The sequence below is a fragment of the Streptomyces alboniger genome (assembly GCF_008704395.1).
GTDB classification, from domain to species: Bacteria; Actinomycetota; Actinomycetes; order Streptomycetales; family Streptomycetaceae; genus Streptomyces; species Streptomyces alboniger.
Window position 1 is genome coordinate 2,395,699 of record NZ_CP023695.1, and the last position, 19,794, is coordinate 2,415,492.

At 69.5% G+C, this 19,794-nt stretch carries 17 protein-coding genes and 1 pseudogene; 7 read left to right on the top strand and 11 right to left on the bottom strand.

Features of this window, described 5'->3' with window-relative positions:
* Positions 1-9: 9 nt before the first annotated feature.
* The 3 genes from CP975_RS10540 to CP975_RS10550 are packed head-to-tail and all read right to left on the bottom strand — an operon-like array spanning position 10 to position 4,471.
* On the bottom strand, positions 10-819 hold the full coding sequence (locus CP975_RS10540; RefSeq protein WP_055536387.1) for an HAD family hydrolase: 810 nt from the start codon (positions 817-819) through the stop codon (positions 10-12).
* Positions 816-3,278, bottom strand: a complete 2,463-nt coding sequence (locus CP975_RS10545) for a phosphoribosyltransferase (protein WP_425474241.1) — start codon at positions 3,276-3,278, stop codon at positions 816-818. Before CP975_RS10545 ends, CP975_RS10540 begins: the two co-directional genes overlap by 4 nt.
* A 14-nt stretch (positions 3,279-3,292) precedes the next feature.
* Entirely contained in the window at positions 3,293-4,471 is a 1,179-nt protein-coding gene (locus tag CP975_RS10550; RefSeq protein ID WP_150476804.1) for an HpcH/HpaI aldolase/citrate lyase family protein, read from the bottom strand.
* A 265-nt stretch (positions 4,472-4,736) separates the two neighbouring features.
* On the opposite strand from CP975_RS10550, the gene CP975_RS10555 reads away from it, so the two are divergent.
* Entirely contained in the window at positions 4,737-5,693 is a 957-nt protein-coding gene (locus CP975_RS10555; RefSeq protein ID WP_150476805.1) for a TerD family protein, read from the top strand.
* 52 nt (positions 5,694-5,745) lie between these two features.
* On the opposite strand, the gene CP975_RS10560 is transcribed toward CP975_RS10555, so the two are convergent.
* From CP975_RS10560 to CP975_RS10585, 6 genes are all read right to left on the bottom strand, one after another.
* Positions 5,746-6,486, bottom strand: a complete 741-nt coding sequence (locus CP975_RS10560; RefSeq protein ID WP_150476806.1) for a TerD family protein — start codon at positions 6,484-6,486, stop codon at positions 5,746-5,748.
* Between the two features lie 158 nt (positions 6,487-6,644).
* Positions 6,645-7,790 (bottom strand): DUF475 domain-containing protein, encoded by a 1,146-nt coding sequence (locus tag CP975_RS10565; protein WP_055534541.1) that lies wholly within the window; start codon positions 7,788-7,790, stop codon positions 6,645-6,647.
* A gap of 64 nt (positions 7,791-7,854) precedes the next feature.
* Positions 7,855-8,430, bottom strand: coding sequence for a TerD family protein (locus CP975_RS10570; protein WP_055534542.1), 576 nt, complete (start codon positions 8,428-8,430; stop codon positions 7,855-7,857).
* A 142-nt stretch (positions 8,431-8,572) separates the two neighbouring features.
* A complete protein-coding gene (locus tag CP975_RS10575; RefSeq protein WP_055534543.1) occupies positions 8,573-9,148 on the bottom strand; it encodes a TerD family protein in 576 nt (191 codons plus the stop codon).
* Positions 9,149-9,263: 115 nt separating this feature from the next.
* Complete coding sequence (locus CP975_RS10580) at positions 9,264-9,731, bottom strand: peroxiredoxin (RefSeq protein WP_055534544.1); 468 nt, start codon at positions 9,729-9,731, stop codon at positions 9,264-9,266.
* Positions 9,732-9,935: 204 nt separating this feature from the next.
* Positions 9,936-10,367 (bottom strand): DUF3052 domain-containing protein, encoded by a 432-nt coding sequence (locus CP975_RS10585; RefSeq protein WP_030777894.1) that lies wholly within the window; start codon positions 10,365-10,367, stop codon positions 9,936-9,938.
* 367 nt (positions 10,368-10,734) lie between these two features.
* Between CP975_RS10585 and aceE the strand changes: the two genes are divergently transcribed.
* Positions 10,735-13,467, top strand: coding sequence for a pyruvate dehydrogenase (acetyl-transferring), homodimeric type (gene aceE / locus CP975_RS10590; RefSeq protein ID WP_055534545.1), 2,733 nt, complete (start codon positions 10,735-10,737; stop codon positions 13,465-13,467).
* Between the two features lie 127 nt (positions 13,468-13,594).
* A complete protein-coding gene (locus tag CP975_RS10595) occupies positions 13,595-14,410 on the top strand; it encodes a potassium channel family protein (protein WP_055534546.1) in 816 nt (271 codons plus the stop codon).
* A gap of 129 nt (positions 14,411-14,539) precedes the next feature.
* Here CP975_RS10595 and CP975_RS35720 read toward each other — a convergent pair.
* Positions 14,540-14,620: pseudogene (locus CP975_RS35720) on the bottom strand (small hydrophobic protein); the annotation flags it as partial.
* 71 nt (positions 14,621-14,691) lie between these two features.
* Positions 14,692-15,075 (bottom strand): peptidase inhibitor family I36 protein, encoded by a 384-nt coding sequence (locus tag CP975_RS10605; RefSeq protein ID WP_055534548.1) that lies wholly within the window; start codon positions 15,073-15,075, stop codon positions 14,692-14,694.
* Between the two features lie 404 nt (positions 15,076-15,479).
* On the opposite strand from CP975_RS10605, the gene CP975_RS10610 reads away from it, so the two are divergent.
* The 4 genes from CP975_RS10610 (at position 15,480) to CP975_RS10625 (ending at position 19,793) form a co-directional block, all read left to right on the top strand.
* Positions 15,480-16,700: an alpha/beta hydrolase gene (locus tag CP975_RS10610; RefSeq protein ID WP_055534550.1), complete on the top strand. Its 1,221-nt coding sequence runs from the start codon at positions 15,480-15,482 to the stop codon at positions 16,698-16,700.
* A gap of 66 nt (positions 16,701-16,766) precedes the next feature.
* Entirely contained in the window at positions 16,767-17,642 is an 876-nt protein-coding gene (locus CP975_RS10615) for a DUF4429 domain-containing protein (protein WP_199783154.1), read from the top strand.
* 112 nt (positions 17,643-17,754) lie between these two features.
* Positions 17,755-19,119, top strand: coding sequence for a sensor histidine kinase (locus CP975_RS10620; RefSeq protein ID WP_246201459.1), 1,365 nt, complete (start codon positions 17,755-17,757; stop codon positions 19,117-19,119).
* Complete coding sequence (locus CP975_RS10625; protein ID WP_055534554.1) at positions 19,116-19,793, top strand: response regulator; 678 nt, start codon at positions 19,116-19,118, stop codon at positions 19,791-19,793. The genes CP975_RS10620 and CP975_RS10625 overlap by 4 nt, the downstream gene beginning before the upstream one ends.
* Position 19,794 lies beyond the last annotated feature (1 nt).

Consider the following 19,794-nt stretch of genomic DNA (forward strand, 5'->3'; position numbering starts at 1 on the left):
ACGCACAGGCTAGGGCCTGACCCCCGCCGCGAGGAACGCCCGCAGAATCTCCTCACCCGCCGCGATCCCCCGCTCCTCCAGCACCGTGAGGCCCGGCGCCGCGAAGCCGGTGTCGGCCAGCTCCCCGTGCCCGGGGCGCCACGCGCGGTCCCCGGCGAGCAGCAGATCGGCGTCGAGCAGCGAGTCGCCCGCCGTGAGGATCTCCTCCGCGTCGACGCGCCGTGCGACCTCCCGTACCGCCGCGCTCTTGGTGAGCGGCTGCGGAACCGCGTAGATCTTGCGCCCCTGGAGCGAGACCGTCCAGCCGCGCCCCCGCGCCCACTCGCCGAGTTCCTTCACCCAGCCGTCGGGCAGCAGCGAGCGCTCGACGACCAGATACGCGAAGAGGTCCTCGGCGACGCGCTCCTTGAGCAGCCAGGCCGGGTCGGCGGTGCGCAGGAGGTGGGCGCGGACCTCGTCGAGCGAGGCGCACTCGTCGGCGAGGCGCCGGGCCACCCGCCGCTGCCAGTCGCGGTCGGAGACGCCGTCGACGAGCAGGTGCCCGCCGTTGGCGCAGATCGCGAACTCCGGTGCGGGGCCCGGGAGACGGATACGTCCGTACTGCTCGCGGGTGCGCGTCGTGGTCGGTACGAAGACCGCGGCGCGGCCCAGCTCGTCGAGGAGGCCCGCCGCGGCCTCGGTGACGTACGACAGCGGCAGGCCCTGGTACACCTCGACGCAGAGCAGGCGCGGCGCCTCGGCGTCGGGCATGGTCAGGCCGAGGGCCGCAGCGGAGTAGATGAGCGTGCGGTCGAGGTCGCTTGCGACGAGCCGGGTCACTGGGAAGCCACCGCCTTGCCGTCCGCGCCGGTCGCGCCGCGCGTGTACTTGGGGTGGATCAACCCGACGCAGCTGTAGGGCAGTTCGCCGACCTCCTCGACGGGGACGCCCCGCTGTTCGGCGAGCAGCCGTATGTGGTCGAGGTCCGCCCCCGCTCCGGCACGGGCCAGGATCTTCCAGGGGACGCGGCGCAGCAGCACCCGCGTGGTCTCGCCGACGCCCGGCTTGACGAGGTTCACGTCGTGGATCCCGTACTCCTCGCTGATCCGCTCCACGGCGGCCCAGCCCTCCCATGTCGGTGCCCGATCGGCGGAAAGAGCCTCCTTGACCTGGGCGTCCACCGCGTCGGCGACCTCGTCGAAGCGGGCCACGACCGCGTCGACGAAGTGGCCGGACACATCGGCGCCGGCCAGCTCGCGGTAGAACTTCGCGCCGTGGTAGTCGTCCGCGCCGACCAGGTCGGAGCGCAGCACGGTACGCGAAATCAGCCCGGACACCGTGGAGTTGAGGCACGCGGAGGGGATGAGGAAGTCCTCGCGGGTGCCGTAGGTGCGCACGCACGAGCCGGGGTCGGCCAGCACCGCGATCTCCGGACGGAAGCCCACCGGGCCGCCGCTCTTCTCGAACTCCCTCACGGCGTCCGCGAGTTCCCGGGTGATCGCGCCCTTGCCTGTCCAGCCGTCGACGAAGACGATGTCGGCGGGGTCGTGGTGGGCGGCGAGCCAGCGCAGGGCGTTGGCGTCGATGCCGCGGCCGCGCACGATCGACACGGCGTAGTGCGGCAGGTCGAGGCCGTGCCGGTGGGCGGCCCAGCGGCGCATCAGGACGCCGACGGGCGTGCCGGCGCGGGCCAGTGACACCAGGACGGGACGCGGCGGCCTCTCGGCGAGGACGACGTCGGTGACGGTGCCGACGGCCTGGGCGATGCGGGCGGCGGAGGTGTCGAGCGCGGCACGGAACAGCTCCTGGTACCGCTCGCTCGGCTGGTACTCGACCGGCAGCGACTCGGCGTAGTGCGCGCCCCCGCTCTGTATCGCCTCCTCGCGCTCCTCCGTGGGTGCTTCGAGGCTCACGTCGGAGAGGTCCTGGAGCAGCCAGCCGACGTCTTCGGGCGCATACGAGGAGAAGGCGGGGCCACGGAGCGGCTCGGGGAGCATGGAGGGCCTTTCGGAGGCGTCCCGCGGGGGGACGTATGAGGGCACGACCGCCAGCAGCACCTGCCCGGCGTGCGCGGAGAGCTGGGCCAACAGGCCGTCGGCGGCGTGCAGTTGCGGCGTATCCGCCACGGAGTCCACCACGACGACGACCGCGTCGAAGTCCCCGCCCGCGACGTTGTACGCGAACCGGGGCCCCTCCCCGTCGGCGGGCGCGTCGTGCGCGGGGAAGACGAGGCGGGTGCGTATCGCGTAACCGGGGTCGTCCACGGCGAGCACGGGCGAGCGGGTCGTGGTGGAGTACCGCACCTCCGCGCCGGTCCGCCGCCCCAGCTCCCGTTCCAGCTCGACGCCGAGCACCAGCGGCGCGTACATCAGTTCCTCGAACCCGAGGACGAGTACGCGGCGCGCGTCTGCGGGAAGGGCCTTCGCGATCCGCTCGGCCATCCCGGGCAGCGCGCCGCGCAGGCGCTCGCGGTGCGCGGGCGTGAAGCCGTGCCGTCCTCCGTCGGGTATCCCGGCCGGCCAGCCCAGCTCGACGCGCGTGAGCGTGCCGCGCTCTCCGCGCGGCTCCGCGGCGGGGTCCGTGTCGTGCTCGGCGACCAGGCGCTGCCCCTTCTCCAGGACGCCGTCGGGCAGCCGTACCGTCCCGGACGCCATGGCGATCAGGTCGACGCGGGCGCCGATCCCACGGGCGAAGGCGGCCAGCCGGCCCCGGTCGTCCGGCGAGCGCATGTCGACCAGCGCCACGATGACGTACCGCTCGCGCGGGAAGCGCTCGTGCAGGGCGCGGATGGTGTTCAGGACCGTGTTGCCGGTGGAGAACTCGTCGTCGACGAGGACCAGCGGGCCGTCCCCGGCCAGCAGTCGCGGGTCCTCAGGCAGCAGCAGATGCGAACTGGCGTGCGAGTGCGATTCCTCGAAGCCACCCGCGCGCTCGACGCCCTCGACGGGGCGGCGGGTGGAGTGCAGATAGGGCGCGAGGCCGACGCCGTCGGCGACCGCGTGACCGAGGCCGGTCGCGGTCTCCGCGTAGCCGAGTACGACGGCGTGCCGCGCCTCGTCGTCGCCGAGCAGGTTCCGCACCCGGACGCCGAGGCCGTGCCCGGCCCCGTACACGACCGAGGGGTGCTGCGGCACGTGCTTGCCGAGCACGTTCGACACCAGGAGGTGCGCCCGCCTGGGGTTGCGGCGCAGCGCGAGGCCGAGCAGGCCGGGCAGCGCCTCGTCGCCGTCGAGCCCGACCCCGAGCCGCTCGGCGACCCAGCTCCCCGACCACACCGCGTCTTGTCTCACGTACGTCATGTTCCTTACGTTCATCAGCCGGGCAACCCGGCGGTGAGCAGTTCCACGAAGCCGACGTCGGCCCTGGCGACGCCGAAGACCTCGGCGCGCCTGAGGGTCCGCTCGGCCCAGGCACGGTGCGGCTTCACCTCGTTCATCTTGTTCGTGTACGAGGAGCGCAGCACCCCGCCGCCACCCCGGTCGGGGCGCAGGATGTCCTCGGCGTCGCTGAACTCCTCGTGGCTGACGACCGACAGGGCGTGCACGGGCAGGACGTGCGAGGGGTGGATGCAGGTCTTGCCGAGCAGGCCGTTGGCGCGGTCCAGCTCGATCTCGCGGAGCAGACCGTCCATGTCGTGCTCGATCAGGGCCTGCCGCAGCTCCTCGGCCCGGCCCTCCAGGAAGGGGCTGCGGCGCAGCTGCGGCTTGAACATGCGCTCCTGGACGCGGAAGTACTCCCACACGGGCCCGGTCACGGTGAATCCCGTGCCGTCGGCCCTGCCCAGCATGTTCACCACGTCCGCGATGACGGAGGCCACGATCTGCACGTCGTACGCGGTCATGTCCGGCGGTCTGCGCAGTCCGTACGCCGAGCAGAAGTCGGTGACACCCAGGCGCAGCGCGAGCACCCGGTCGCGGTACTTGTCGACAGTGCGGGCGATCCCGGCGAGGGTCTCACCGCGGCTCTCCAGGTGCAGCAGCTCGGGCGACTCCAGGACGGGCATGACGAAGAGCCGCCGCCCGCCGGTCGCGCCGCCCGCCTCCGCCTCCGCGGCCGCGATCGCCTCAAGGAAGGGAACGCCCCGCTCCTCGGTGAATTTGGGCAGTACGAATCCGGACAACAGTCGAAGGCTCGGCCCGAGCCTTCGGGTCAGGTCGGGGATCTGCTCGGCGGCGCGCACCCGGATGAAGAGCAGCGGGGGCTCCACACCCCGTTCCGCCAGGTCGGCGAAGTGCCGGACCAGGTTCTCCTCGGCGTCGGCCACCTCGGAGTCGTCGATGGAATCCTCCAGGCAGACCACCATGGAGGTCACACCGCGGCCGGCCTGCTTCAGGATGTCGTCGGCGAGACGCGGGCGGGTGGCCGGGCTGTAGAGCGTGGCCCCCAGGGCGGACGCGAGCAGGTGGGGCGGGGAGTCCGCGGTGAAGGCACACGGCTCCCGGTGGAAGAGACGCTGCCGCACCTCTGGGGCGACGTGCCCGAAATGACGCATGAGATTCCCCTGTTATCGCCGTTATCGCCGTTATCGCCTGTTTCATCGACATGGGCCGTTGTGATGTGGCCGGTAATAGTACGTAGAGACGGGTGCCGGGGGTTCCCTCCGGGCATGAACTTCAGGTAACCCGGCCATGTCGCACTCGCTCACCACACAACCGTCGCACGCTCGCAGCACCCGCAGGTCAGGGGCCTGCCGACGCGGCCGGGACCTTGCGCCCCCCGCGTTGTCCGGCCCGTGCGGGGGAAGGCAGGATGACCGCATGACGCACGCGATGTTGAAGGGGTCCAACGTCCCTCTGGAAGCCCCGGCGGTCCGCGCCGTGCTGCGCTGGACCCCCGGTCAGGGCGTCCCCGACGTCGACGCGTCGGCGCTGCTCCTCGGCGGCGACGGCCGGGTCCGCTCGGACGAGGACTTCGTCTTCTACAACCAGCCGCGCCATCCGGGCGGCACGGTCTGGCGGCTCGGCAAGAAGCGGGTCGCCGAGGGCCTGACCGACACGATCCAGACAGATCTCGCCGGGATGGAGGGCGCGGTGGACCGTGTCCTCCTGGTGGCGTCGGCGGAGGGCGTCGCCTTTGAGCACGTGCCGTCGCTGCGGATCCTGCTCCACGACGCCACGGTCGCCGACGGTGAGCCGCTCGCCTACTTCGACATCACTCCGCAGACCGGCGAGGAGACGGCGCTGATCTGCGGGGAGCTGTACCGCCGCGGCGAGGGCTGGAAGTTCCGGGCGCTCGGCGAGGGGTACACCAACGGCCTGGAGGGGCTCGCCTCCGACTTCGGGATCTCCGTGGACGACACGGATTCCGCGGTACCCGAACCCGCGCCCCAGACCTCCGTGCCCCCTTCCTCGGCGTCCTTCCCGCTGCCGCCCCAGCAGCCCGCGCCACAGCCCCAGTCCCAGCCGTCCATGGCGCAGCCCTCCATGGCACGGCCGCAGCCGTCCGTGGCCCAGCCACTGCCGCAGCCGTCGATGGTCCAGCCCGCCCCGCAGCCGCACCCGCAGCCCGCGTACGGCTACCCGCCCGAGCCGCCCCGGCATCCCGCGCCCCAGCCCTCGTACGGCTACCCTCCGGCGGCGCCCACCCAGCCCCGGCCGATCGGCGGCCCGCCGCCGGTCGCCCAGCCCTCGTACGGCTATCCGCAGCCGGTGACCCCGATGCCGGACCCGAACTTCCGGCTGCCTCCGCAGGGGCCGCAGTTCCTGCCCCGCTGAGGGCGCGCCGGGGGACCCGGGGCCGGCCGGGGCGCCGGGTGGGGCCACGGGCTCAGCCCACCTTGGTCTTGTAGCCCCGGCCCCATTGCAGTCCCCAGCCGTACAGCCGGTCGAGCTCCGCCTGGAAGCCGTAGACGAACTTCACCTCGCGGCGCACCATCAGCTCGCCCTTGACGTTCTCGATGGAGACCACCGCGCACGAGCGGGCCTGCGGCTGGCGCTCGTCCAGGTCGATCTCGATCCTCGGCCCGTTGCTGGGGTAGAGCGTGACCTTGGCGTGTGTGCGGTCGAAGGCCGGGGTCTGGTCGTAGATGTACGCGAAGACCAGCAGCCGCTTGATGGACTCGCGGTGGTCGAGGTTGACGTAGATCGTCTCCCCGGAGGGCGAGCCGAACCGGTCGTCGCCGCTCAGCTTCACGTACGGCGGCGCGTTGAGGCTTCCGAAGAAGCTCCCCAGCGGCTGCACGACGCCCTTGGTGCCGTCCATCAGCTCGTACAGGCAGCCGATGTCGAGGTCCACATTGACCACGCCCTGGGTGTGCGCCTGCACGACGTCGGGCTGGAACAGCTTGAGCGGGTGCCGCAGCAGGCCGGCACCGCCCCGCTGCTTGCCGATGAGGTCGGACGTCCGCATCTGCCAGGACAGGTTGACGCGCAGATTGCCGGTGGCCGCGCCCTGCTTACTGAGCGAGACCGTCGGGTTGCGCTTGGTCAGTTCGATGGAGTTGGTCGCGGCGCTGCCCGATTCGAAGTCCATCGAACGCCCACGCCACAGACCGTCCCAGAAGGACATGCCGCCCCCAAGTGTCCCTTGTGCCCCGCACGAATACCGACGGGGCGGCCATGAGGAAACCTCCTCGACGGCCGCCCCGCACAGAGCGTTCCTCACCCTGGCCGCCGTCACACTCCGGAGTACGGAATCGGACAGTGCGGCGAGGGAATCAGTCAGCGTCAGACCCCGGACGAGACCTCGCTCTTCTCTCCGGAACTGCCTTGCCCCTCGGCCGCCGCGAGCCGCTTGTTGCGGAGCACGGACGAGAAGAACGACCAGGCGATCAGGATGACGCCGACGCTGCCGGTGATGACCTCGTGGATCTCGTACTGGATGGTGACGAGGAGGATCACGGCGAGGGCGCCGATCGCGTAGTGCGCGCCGTGCTCCAGGTAGACGTAGTCGTCGAGGGTGCCCTGGCGGACCAGGTACACGGTGAGCGACCGGACGTACATGGCGCCGATGCCGAGGCCGAGCGCCATCAGGACGATGTCGTTGGTGACCGCGAAGGCGCCGATGACGCCGTCGAAGGAGAAGGACGCGTCCAGGACCTCAAGGTAGAGGAACATGAAGAACGCGGCCTTGCCCGCCATCACGACGGCGGGCACCTTCTTGCCGCTCTTCCTGGCCTCTTCCTCGGCCTCGTGCTCGCGCTCCTCCTCTTCCTCCAGCTTGTTCTCGAAGTAACCGGAGAGACCGCCCACCACCAGATAGGTGATGAGTCCGGCGATACCGGAGATCAGGACGGTCTGCGCCTTGTCCACATGGACGCCGCCGTGCTGGTGGGCGTTGGTCGCGAAGGTCATCGCGGTGATCATGAGCACGACGAGGGCGATGCAGACCGACAGCATGTCGACCTTGCCGAGCTTGGCGAGCGGGCGCTCGATCCAGCCCAGCCACTTGATGTCACGGTCCTCGAAGATGAAGTCGAGGAAGATCATCAACAGGAACATGCCACCGAAGGCGGCGATCGACGGGTGCGCGTCGGTGACCAGCTGCTGGTACCGGTCCTTGTCGTTGAGCGCGAGGCGCACCGCCTCGATCGGGCCGGTCTTGGCACTGATGGCCACGATGACGACGGGGAAGACCAGCCGCATACCGAAGACCGCGATCAGCACACCGATGGTGAGGAAGATCTTCTGCCAGAAGGCACTCATCTTCTTCAGGATTCCGGCGTTGACCACCGCGTTGTCGAAGGACAGCGAGATCTCGAGGATGGACAGGATCGCCACGACGCCGAACCCGGTCCACCCCCCGTAGAGCACCGCCGCGACCAGGCCGAGCGCGGTAACCGCGAACGACCAGCCGAAGGTTTTCAGAATCACTGGTTAACCAATCGTGTGTGTACGGGCTCCCGTTTAGCGGTCTCCCCCGCGCCGGTCCCCGGCTTTACGAAACATTGACCCCGAAGTCTAGAGCGATACCTCGCAGGCCCGACGCGTACCCCTGCCCGACGGCACGGAACTTCCACTCGCCTCCGTACCGGTACACCTCGCCGAAGATCATGGCGGTCTCCGTGGAGGCGTCCTCGCTCAGGTCGTAGCGCGCCAGCTCCTGCCCGTCCGCCTGGTTCACCACGCGGATGAAGGCGTTGCTGACCTGCCCGAACGCCTGCCCGCGATGGTCCGCGTCATGAATGGAGACAGGAAATATGATCTTGTCGCAGTTGGCCGGCACCTTGGAGAGGTCGACCAGGAGCGACTCGTCGTCGCCGTCACCCTCACCGGTCAGGTTGTCGCCGGTGTGTTCGACGGAGCCGTCGGGGCTCTTCAGGTTGTTGTAGAAGACGAACCACTCGTCGCCGAGGACCCTGCCCGCGCTGCACAGCAGCGCGCTGGCGTCGAGGTCGAAGGGGGCGCCGGTGGTGGAGCGCGCGTCCCAGCCGAGGCCGACAAGGATCTGGGTGAGGTTCGGTGCGGCCTTGGAGAGGGAGACATTGCCTCCCTTGGCGAGTGTGACGCCCATATTCGTGGTCCTCCCCGAGGTGACGAGAGCGGCAGTGCCCGTGGTGCCCCCAAGGTGACGGGGGCACACGGTGATGAGCACGTCCGGCGCCGCACCTGGTGCGTGTGCGGCGCCGGACGACAAGGCGGAGGGGCTGCTCGGCTCAGACGTTGACGCCGAAGTCCTGCGCGATACCGCGCAGACCCGAGGCATACCCCTGGCCGACCGCGCGGAACTTCCACTCGGCGCCGTGGCGGTACAGCTCGCCGAAGACCATGGCGGTCTCCGTCGAGGCGTCCTCGGAGAGGTCGTAACGCGCGATCTCCGCGCCGCCCGCCTGGTTCACGACGCGGATGAACGCGTTTCGGACCTGGCCGAACGACTGCTGGCGCGTCTCGGCGTCGTAGATGGAGACCGGGAACACGATCTTCTCGACGTCCGCGGGCACGGTCGCCAGGTCGACCTTGATCACCTCGTCGTCGCCCTCGCCCTCACCGGTGGTGTTGTCACCGGTGTGCTCGACGGAGCCGTCGGGGCTCTTCAGGTTGTTGAAGAACACGAAGTTCTGGTCGCTGGTGACCTTGCCCTCCGCGTTCGTCAGGATCGCACTGGCGTCGAGGTCGAAGTCCGTACCGGTGGTGGTGCGGACGTCCCAGCCGAGGCCGACCAGAACCGCGGTCAGGCCAGGCGCCTCCTTGCTCAGCGATACGTTGCCGCCCTTGCTGAGGCTGACTCCCACGAGTCCTCCCAATTGGTGTCCAGGGGCGGGGAGCCCCAAGCGTTGCGTTGCCATCGGATCAACGAGTGGATCCTAGTGACCGGTTCCCGGCCGCCACATGCTCTGCGGCTCGGAATCACAGGGTGTCGAGCGCCCGGACGTACTCGTTCAGGTCACGCGCGTCGGGCAGGCCGTTGACAACGCTCCAGCGCACGACGCCCTCCTTGTCGATGATGAAGGTGCCACGCACCGCGCAGCCCTTCTCCTCGTCGAAGACGCCGTACGCGCGCGAGACCTCGCCGTGCGGCCAGAAATCGGAGAGCAGCGGGTACTCCAGGCCCTCCTGCTCGGCGAAGACGCGCAGGGTGTGGATGGAGTCGTTGGAGACGGCGAGCAGCTGGGTGTCGTCGTTGACGAACTTCGGCAGCTCGTCGCGGAGCGCGCACAGCTCACCGGTGCAGACGCCGGTGAACGCGAACGGGTAGAAGAGCAGCACCACGTTCTTCTCGCCCCGGAAGTCGGAGAGCTTCAAGGAGCGGCCGTGGTTGTCCTTCAGCTCGAACTCCGGAGCCTTGGTACCGGTCGCGATTCCAGCGAGCGCCATGAGCGGGCATCCCTTCGACGGGGCCCCCGGATGGGGCCGATCGGGTGACACCCCACCCTACGTCCGTCGATCTACGCCCCCGCGTCCGTCTGTCCACGCCCTGTCGAAACCGGCCGCACGCGCGTGAGGCCCTCGCCGACGGATGGTCGTCGGTGAGGGCCTCACGGCTGTCTCTGCTGGGGTCGCGGCTCGGCGCGCGCGTGGCTAGCGCTTCTTGGCGGCCGCCTTTGGCGTGACCAGGCGGGTACCGCTCCAGTCCTTGCCGGCGTTCGTGCTCTTGGTCTGGGACAGGCCCGCGGTGGTGGCCGCCTCACCGATGTCGCTCGGCTCGACGTAGCCGTCACGACCGGTCTTCGGAGTCAGCAGCAGGATCTGGCCGCCCTCCTCCATGTACGCGATGGCATCCACCAGCGCATCAGTAAGGTCCCCGTCGTCCTCACGGAACCAGAGCACCACGGCATCAGCCACGTCGTCGTAGTCCTCGTCGACGAGCTCTGTGCCAGTGGCCTCCTCGATGGCCTCGCGGAGCTCCTGGTCGACGTCGTCGTCGTAGCCGATCTCCTGGACCACCTGGTCGGGCTGGAAACCAAGCCTTACGGCAAGGTTCGTCTCCGCGTGGTCCGCGGTCGCGCTCACGGATTGCCTCCTGATCATGTTTTTCGGGAATGCCTTCAGCCACGCGCGTGCGCGGGGCGTTGGCCGTAGTCCACACGGGCGGGACGGATCGCGCAAGTACCCGGCCGCCGAGACCGCCGAAACGGTGACGTTCCCGGCCGTGTCGCCGCAACTGCCGCCTCATCCGTACGGTGCCGAACGGCTCTGCGAAGCGGTTAAGCAGGATGGGCGTATCGTTGCGATTTGGTCGAGCCTACCCCAGGGACGCCGGGGGAACGCCTCGGTTACCTATCGGTAGAGATGACGTTCGCGTCCGTCGGGTACACGATGGGGAGCGGTGCACGGCCAGGCAGAACCCAGGTGAAAGCCCCAACAGCGAAGGAACAGCGTGGCTTCCGGATCCGATCGCAACCCGATCATCATTGGCGGCCTGCCGAGCCAGGTCCCGGACTTCGATCCCGAAGAGACCCAGGAGTGGCTGGACTCCCTCGATGCCGCGGTCGACGAACGCGGCCGTGAGCGGGCCCGCTACCTGATGCTCCGACTGATCGAGCGCGCCCGCGAAAAGCGCGTGGCCGTTCCCGAAATGCGCAGTACGGATTACGTCAACACGATCGCCACCAAGGACGAGCCGTTCTTCCCCGGCAACGAGGAAATCGAACGCAAGGTCCTGAACGCGACCCGCTGGAACGCCGCGGTAATGGTCTCGCGCGCCCAGCGCCCCGGCATCGGCGTCGGCGGCCACATCGCCACCTTCGCCTCCTCCGCGTCCCTCTACGACGTGGGCTTCAACCACTTCTTCCGCGGCAAGGACGAGGGCGACGGCGGCGACCAGATCTTCTTCCAGGGGCACGCGTCCCCCGGTATCTACGCCCGCGCCTTCCTCCTGGACCGGCTCTCCGAGCAGCAGCTCGACGCTTTCCGGCAGGAGAAGTCCAAGGCGCCCCACGGCCTCTCCTCCTATCCGCACCCCCGGCTGATGCCGGACTTCTGGGAGTTCCCGACCGTCTCCATGGGCCTCGGCCCGCTCGGCGCGATCTACCAGGCGCGGATGAACCGCTACATGGAGGCGCGCGGCATCGCCGACACCTCCAAGTCGCACGTCTGGGCCTACCTCGGCGACGGCGAGATGGACGAGCCCGAGTCGCTCGGCCAGCTCTCCATCGCCGCCCGCGAGGGCCTGGACAACCTCACCTTCGTCGTCAACTGCAACCTCCAGCGCCTCGACGGCCCGGTGCGCGGCAACGGCAAGATCATCCAGGAGCTGGAGTCGCAGTTCCGCGGCGCCGGCTGGAACGTCATCAAGCTCGTCTGGGACCGCAGCTGGGACCCGCTGCTCGCCCAGGACCGGGACGGCATCCTGGTCAACAAGCTGAACACCACCCCCGACGGCCAGTTCCAGACGTACGCGACCGAGACCGGCGCCTACATCCGCGAGCACTTCTTCGGCGACGACCACCGCCTGCGCGCCATGGTCGAGAACATGACCGACGAGCAGATCCTGCACCTGGGCCGCGGCGGTCACGACCACAAGAAGGTCTACGCGGCCTACGCTGCGGCCAAGGCCCACAAGGGCCAGCCGACGGTGATCCTCGCCCAGACGGTCAAGGGCTGGACCCTCGGCCCGAACTTCGAGGGCCGCAACGCCACGCATCAGATGAAGAAGCTGACGGTCGACGACCTGAAGCGCTTCCGCGACCGTCTGCACATCCCGATCACGGACAAGCAGCTGGAGAGCGGCGCCCCGCCGTACTACCACCCGGGCCGGGACTCGGAAGAGATCCAGTACATGCACGACCGCCGCCAGGGCCTCGGCGGCTACGTCCCGACCCGCGTCGTGCGCGCGAAGCCCCTCCAGCTTCCCGAGGACAAGGCGTACGCGGCCGCGAAGAAGGGCTCGGGTCAGCAGTCGATCGCCACCACCATGGCGTTCGTCCGCATCCTGAAGGACCTCATGCGGGACAAGGAGATCGGCAAGCGCTTCGTGCTGATCGCCCCCGACGAGTACCGCACTTTCGGCATGGACGCCTTCTTCCCGAGCGCGAAGATCTACAACCCGCTCGGCCAGCAGTACGAGGCCGTGGACCGCGAACTCCTCCTCGCGTACAAGGAGTCCCCCACGGGTCAGATGCTGCACGACGGCATCTCCGAGGCGGGCTGCACGGCGTCCCTCATCGCCGCCGGTTCGGCCTACGCCACCCACGGGGAGCCTCTGATCCCCGTGTACGTCTTCTATTCGATGTTCGGTTTCCAGCGCACCGGCGACCAGTTCTGGCAGATGGCCGACCAGCTGGCGCGCGGTTTCGTCCTCGGCGCGACCGCCGGCCGCACGACGCTGACCGGCGAGGGCCTCCAGCACGCCGACGGCCACTCGCAACTGCTCGCCTCGACCAACCCGGGCTGTGTCGCCTACGACCCGGCCTTCGGTTACGAGATCGCGCACATCGTCAAGGACGGCCTGCGCCGGATGTACGGCGCCGACAGCGAGGACGTCTTCTACTACCTCACCGTCTACAACGAGCCGATCCAGCACCCGGCCGAGCCGGACAACGTGGACGTCGAGGGCATCCTCAAGGGCATCTACCGCTTCAAGTCGGGCGAGCAGGGCGCCATCCCCGCCCAGATCATCGCCTCCGGTGTCGCGGTCCCGTGGGCGGTCGAGGCCCAGCAGATCCTCGCCTCGGAGTGGAACGTGAAGGCGGACGTCTGGTCGGCGACCTCCTGGAACGAGCTGCGCCGCGAGGCCGTGGACGTGGAGCGCCACAACCTCCTGCACCCCGAGGAGGAGCAGCGCGTCCCGTACGTGACGCAGAAGCTGTCCGGCGCCGAGGGCCCGTTCGTGGCCGTCTCCGACTGGATGCGGAGCGTCCCCGACCAGATCTCCCGCTGGGTGCCCGGCACCTACCAGTCGCTCGGCGCGGACGGCTTCGGCTTCGCCGACACGCGTGGCGCGGCCCGCCGGTTCTTCCACATCGACGCCCAGTCGATCGTGGTCGGCGTGCTGACCGAGCTGGCCCGCGAGGGGAAGGTCGACCGCTCCGTCCTGAAGCAGGCGATCGACCGCTACCAGCTCCTCGACGTCACGGCGGCCGACCCCGGTGCGGCCGGGGGCGACGCATAGCCCTGACGTAAGAGACACATCGTCCCGACATCAGCGCACGCGTTGCCCTGATGTCGGCTCGTGTCTCATCCGGAGGGCGGCGGGTCCATGGGACCCGTCGCCCTCCGGCGTTTCCTACGATGCGCCCATGAAGGAACAACCGGCGCAGAGCCGCTGGGAACGCCGCACCCAACGTCCGCTCCTCACCCTCGCAGTGGCGTTCGCCCTCGCCTACGCTGTGCCGATCGTCATGCCCGACGCGAGCCGGACCGTGACGAGAGCCTGCACAATCGTGGAGTGGATCGTCTGGGGCGCTTTCGCCCTGGATTACCTCGTACGTCTCCTCCTCTCCGATCGTCGCGGGCAGTTCGTCCGCACTCAGTGGCTCGATCTGTGCGCTGTGATCCTTCCGATGATTCAGCCGTTGCGGCTGCTGCGGCTCGTCTCCACGCTGATGCTCGTCGGCCGGCGCGCCCGCATGGCTCCGCAGATCACGCTGACGACATATGTCGTGGGGTCGGTGGTGGGTCTGTTGATGTTCGGCTCATTGGCGGTTCTCTCCGTGGAGCGGGATTCACCGAACGGGAACATCAAGTCGCTCGGTGACGCGGTGTGGTGGTCCTTCACCACGATGACGACGGTCGGCTACGGCGATCACGCTCCGACGACGGGGCTCGGCAGGGTGCTCGCGGTCGGGTTGATGCTGTCGGGCATCGCGCTCCTCGGTGTGGTCACCGCGAACATCGCGGCGTGGTTCATCTCGCGCTTCGAGAAGGACGATGTCGAGGAGCGGCGCCAGACGGCCGCGATCGAGGCGTTGACGGCCGAGGTGAGGGCGCTGCGGGCGCAGGTGACGGCTCTGTCGGGGCCGGGTTCGGCCTCGGTGGGCGTGGTGCCCGGCCCCACGTCCGCCGAGGCCGCCGCCCGAGGGACGGAAGCACTCGGCGGGACGGGGATGCCCTGAGCCGGGGTGGGTCGCCCCTCAGCTCGGAGCGTGCCGTTTATCGCGTTCGCCCCGGCTGTCCATATGAGCCAGAAGAACTGGCCATATGAGCCCGAGGAACTACTCATATGAGCCCGACGACTCGGGTATCGCGCGGTCCGGCCCGCTCCGCGACCACGTACGGCCGCGTGAGCGGGGGTACTTGCGCGTCATGCGTCCAAAGCCCGCCATCATCTGCTCCTTGACCTAGCCGACCGGTTCGGGGCCGGCCGGTTCGGGCTCGAATCCACGAGTACCCCCATTCAGCTTTCCCAGACCTTGAAAGCCCGTACGCGATATGGGGATTCGGGCGCCCATGTGCCGCTGCCCGGGTAGGTGTTGAACTCGCCGGTCTCGGCGCACTTCGCGGATTGGTACGTGGTGACGGGCCGGCCTGTTCGGTTGGCGAGAGCCTGCGCGCTGCCCCCCTCCGGCAGCGCGATACAGCTCTCGATGTCGATATTGGCCAATTCGTACGTGTGGCGAGCACCCTTGAACTGCTTCTTCTCCCAGAGGCATAGCTCACCGGGCCCGCATCCGCCGGACGTCGGTGGAGCCGCGGCCACGGTGTGCGTGGGTGAGAGGATCACCGCGATGAGTGCGGCGATCGCGGCGGCCGTGATGGTCGTGGGCATGGTCGTACGCATGTGCTTCAACCCCCGTGTCGTATGGCTGAGTTGTCCGCGTCGTGCGGAGCTCCTGCATGAACTCTGGACCGTCCGACCGCGCCATCGGAAGGGGTACGAATGTGCGTCACCCGGATAGGCGAAAGCCCCCCGGAATGCCCCTGAGGGGCTTTCCCTGACTTTGGTCGTCACCCGGCGACCGGCCCTCACCGAAGGCGGCGTAATCAACACAATTCGCTCCCACCCTGAGCGACAATGCAGCCACGGTGGGTCACGTTCGGGCCTCGCGCCGCACACGTGTTCCACCTACAGAGCGTGACGACATACACAAGACGCGCCCGCTGTGCCTCAATTGCCCCTACGGAAACGTGATCCGCGTCACGCGATGCACGGTATGCGTCAGGGTTCTCCTAGGGTGTTCCGCAGTGACTTCCTTCGACTCATCCCCTCAACTCAACGCCTGGCGCGCTCTGCTTGCGCTGGCCGTCGTGTTCGTCATGCTGGCGACCACGGGCTGGACCGCCGTACGCAACAACGCGGGCGAATCGTCGCCTCTCGAGGCCGCGCTCTCCGCCTGGGAGCGGGGGAACATCGACGGGCACGCGCTGCCCGACCCCGATGCTCCCGCCGCTCGGCTCACCCACTTCTTCGCCTCGCTCGACAAGCAGCAGCGCGACCGGCTCGCCCGCCGCTATCCCCTCGCGGTCGGCAACATGAACGGCGCGCCCACCGAGCTGCGTTATCGCGCGAACCGCATCGCCCTGGCACAGGCCCGCAAGATCGAGCGGGAACGCATGCACGACGAACGCCTCTCCCCAGTGGGGCAGCAGGAGGCCGAGCGCAGAATGAAGCGCTTCGGGGTCATGATGCGACCGGAGCGCCAGGTCCTCGCCTTCGACCCCATGGGTGCCGGGCGCATGGCAGAGGTCTTCGGAGACCTCGACAAGGCCCGCCGCGTCTCCGTCGTGGTGCCCGGCGTCGACACCAATGTGCTGACCTTCGAGCGGACGTTCCGCAAGTACTCGGCGCCGGTGGGCATGGCGAAGGCGCTGTACCGCGAGGAGCGCTCCGTGAACCCACGCGCGCGTACCGCCGTGATCGCCTGGGCCGACTACACCGCGCCCGCGGGGATCGGCGTGGACGCGGCCACGTCCATGCGCGCCGAGAGCGGCGCCGTGCGGCTCGACTCCATGGTGCGAGCGCTCCCCGGGCGTTCCCCGGTCGCGCTGTACTGCCACAGCTACGGTTCCGTGGTGTGCGGTGTAGCCGCGCGGACGCTGCCCCGGCGGGTCACCGACATCGCGGTCGCGGGAAGCCCCGGCATGCGCGCCGACCGGGCGTCGCAGTTGGGTACGACGGCTCGGATCTGGGCCGCACGGGACAGCGACGACTGGATTCAAGATGTGCCGTACATGGAGGTGGGCGGGCTCGGCCATGGTGCCGACCCGGTGTCCGGCGGCTTCGGCGCGCGCGTGCTCTCGGCTGCGGGCGCCACGGGGCACACCGGCTATTTCGAGCCGGGCACGGAGAGCCTGCGCAACTTCGCCGAGATCGGCACCGGCGCGTACCACGGAGTGCGGTGCGCGAGTGCGGATGACGCCTGCCGGAAGAACATTTCCGGCGAGGCGGCGGCCCGACGCGCGTAGAAATCAACGAAACAGCGGCCCGCCGCAGGAGGGACGGAGAGGCGTGTGCCGCCTACGATAAGCCGCATGGGTGATGTACTGGCCGGATTTCACGCCGCCTGGGAGTTCGAGTCCGACTCCGTGCTCATCCGCTTCGAACGGGGAATCCGCACGCCGAGGCTCTACCAAGCGCTCGGTGAACGGCGTATCCCGCATGAGGCGATCGCAGCGGTGACACTCTCTCCCGGCAAACGCGGGACCGTCGTTCTGCATGCCGTGCCAAGACCGGGCGCCGATCCTCTGATGGAGGCGGCGGCGGGCCAGCTGAAGGACGGCTGCGACCCGTACCGCTTGGTGCTGCCCGCGGAGCGGGAGACGCTCGCCGAGTACTACGCGGATGAGCTGCGGGCACAGATCACAAGGGACGACGGCGGCCCTACCGACCGCTATCTGGTGGCCGCCCCCGAGGCGCCGCTGCAGTTCAAGGCATACGACGGCAAGGCCTCCTTCGACGGCAAGCTGGTGTCCTTCCGGTGGTTCTGGACGGGCGCCTCGTCGGCGAAGTGGAAGGCCGGTGACCAGAGCTTCCCCGTCTCGGACCTGAGCGGCATCGAATGGCGTTCGCCGGAGGTCTTCGAGGGCCACCTGCGGCTCCTGCGCCGAGAGACTCCCGTGGCGCAGCCCGCGCAGGCCGACCAGGATCCGGCAGCCGTGGTCTTCGGGCTCGGATACGGGCCGGTCCACGAGTCATTGCCGTTCGCCGCGTCGGTCCTCGCAGCGGTACGTGCCAGCGGCCCCGCACTGACGTCCGACGGTGTCGGCGCCACGTCGGCACCGGCCGTCCGGCGCGACCCGGCGGACATCGCGGACCGCATCCGGCACCTGGGGGACCTGCACCAGGCGGGCCTGCTCACGGACGACGAGTTCACGGCGAAGAAGGCCGAGCTGCTGGCGGAGCTGTGATCCGCGCCGCCGAGGGGCCTGCGGAGGGGCCGGTGATACCTGGGTATGAGGTGAGGTCCGGCTCCCCGGTATGACGTCGCGACGGGGGCTTCGTGCCTACGCTGATCAGGCCATGAGCAGCGCGAAGACACCCCCTGACCAAGAGCCCCGCCGCCCGGCCTCCGAGCCGGGGGGCCGCGGGGCCGGCCTCCGGCGCGCGACCGCGGCGGTCGTGGACGGCCTGCGGACGGCGGGGGCCTCGCTCTCGACACCCGCGGGCTCGACCGAGCCGCTGCTGGCGGACGCCCCCAAACGCTGGGTTCGGATGCTGCCCCACCTGCTCGCACTGGGCTTCGTCATCGTCCTCATCCCGGTCACCGTCCAGGTGCTGACGAATGACTACGGGGTGGGTGGCGGCCTGGCGGGGGCTCTGGGAGTGGCCCAGTCCGCGCCTCTGTTCCTCGCGGTCACCCGGCCGTTGCCCGCGTGGTGGATCGTCATCGTCGCGGACGTCATCGGCGCGATCGCCACGATGACCGCGGATCCCGGCCGCCTCGCCCCCTGGACCCCCATGATCATCGTGGGGTATCTGGTGCTCTGCTGTGCGCTGTCCCTGCGGGAGAGCCGCCGCACCCTCCTCGGGGTCTGGCTGGTCACGGTGGTCGCCGGGCTGGTGCTCGGGGCGTTCCGCGGCGAAGGGAGCCAGGACACCGGCGTGCTGCTGATCGTGCTGAGCGGGGCCGTACTGCTGCTCGGCGCGCTGCTGCGCGAGCGCGGGGACGCCCGGCGCAGGCTCGTCGAGCAGGAGACGATCAGCGAGACAGAGCGCTCCCAGCGCACCCTGCTGGAGGAACGGGCCCGTATCGCCCGCGAGTTGCACGACGTCGTCGCCCATCACATGTCGGTGATCACAGTCCAGGCCGACTCCGCGCCCTACCGACTCGACGGCCTCCCCGACGCCGCGCGCGAGGAGTTCGGGAGCATAGCGGCGAGCGCCCGGGAGTCCCTCACCGAGATGCGGCGGCTGCTCGCCGTGCTGCGCAGCGAGGGTGTGCCCGGCGAGCGGGCACCACAGCCCGGTCTCGACCGGCTGCCGCACCTGGTGGAGGCCACGGTGCGGGCGGGCATACCGATCGACCTGTCACGCCCCGAGCTGGCGATCCTCACCCAGCTGGCCGAGGTGTCACCGGCCGTGGATCTGTCCGCCTACCGCATCGTCCAGGAGGCCCTGTCGAACGTGATGCGTCACGCACCCGGGGCACGGACCAGGATCACGGTCAGTCTGGACGACAACCATCTTTTGATCCTCGTGGTCAACGGCCCGTCCACGGAGCCGCCCGCCCCGCTGGAGAGCAGCGGTACGGGCCACGGGCTTGTGGGCATGCGCGAGCGCGTACGGTTGGTCGGCGGCACGGTCGATGCCGGGCCGCTGCCCGACGGCGGCTTCCGCGTGGCCGCCCGACTCCCCCTGCTCCCGAAGGACTCCGCCACCGCATGACCATTCGCGTGATCATCGTCGACGACCAGGCCATGGTGCGGGCGGGGTTCGCCGCCCTGCTGGCGGCGCAGAGCGACATCGACGTCGTGGGTGAGGCGCCGGACGGCAGGAAGGGCGTCGAGGTCAGCCGCACCACGCACCCCGACGTGGTCCTCATGGACGTCCGCATGCCGGAGATGGACGGACTCGCCGCGGCCCGCGCCCTGTTGGACCCGCCGCGGGGAGTGGTGCACCTGCCGAAGGTGCTCATGCTCACCACCTTCGACGCGGACGATTACGTATACGAGGCGCTGCGCATCGGTGCTTCCGGCTTCCTGCTCAAGGATGCGCCGCCTGCCGATCTGATCTCGGCCGTCCGCGTCGTGGCGTCCGGCGAGGCGCTGCTCGCCCCGTCGGTGACGCGTCGCCTGATCGCGGAGTTCGCGAAGCAGCGCCCCGCACCGCGCAAGGACCAGTCCCTTCGGCTGAACGGCCTCACGCCGCGTGAGACCGAGGTACTGGTCCTGATCGCGCGCGGCCTGTCCAACCAGGAGATCGCCGAGCGCCTGGTCCTTGCCGAGCAGACGGTGAAGACCCACATCGGACGTGTGCTCAACAAGTTGGACCTGCGGGACCGCGCCCAGGCCGTGATCTTCGCCTATGAGTCGGGGCTGGTCACGCCCGGCGGGCAGTAGG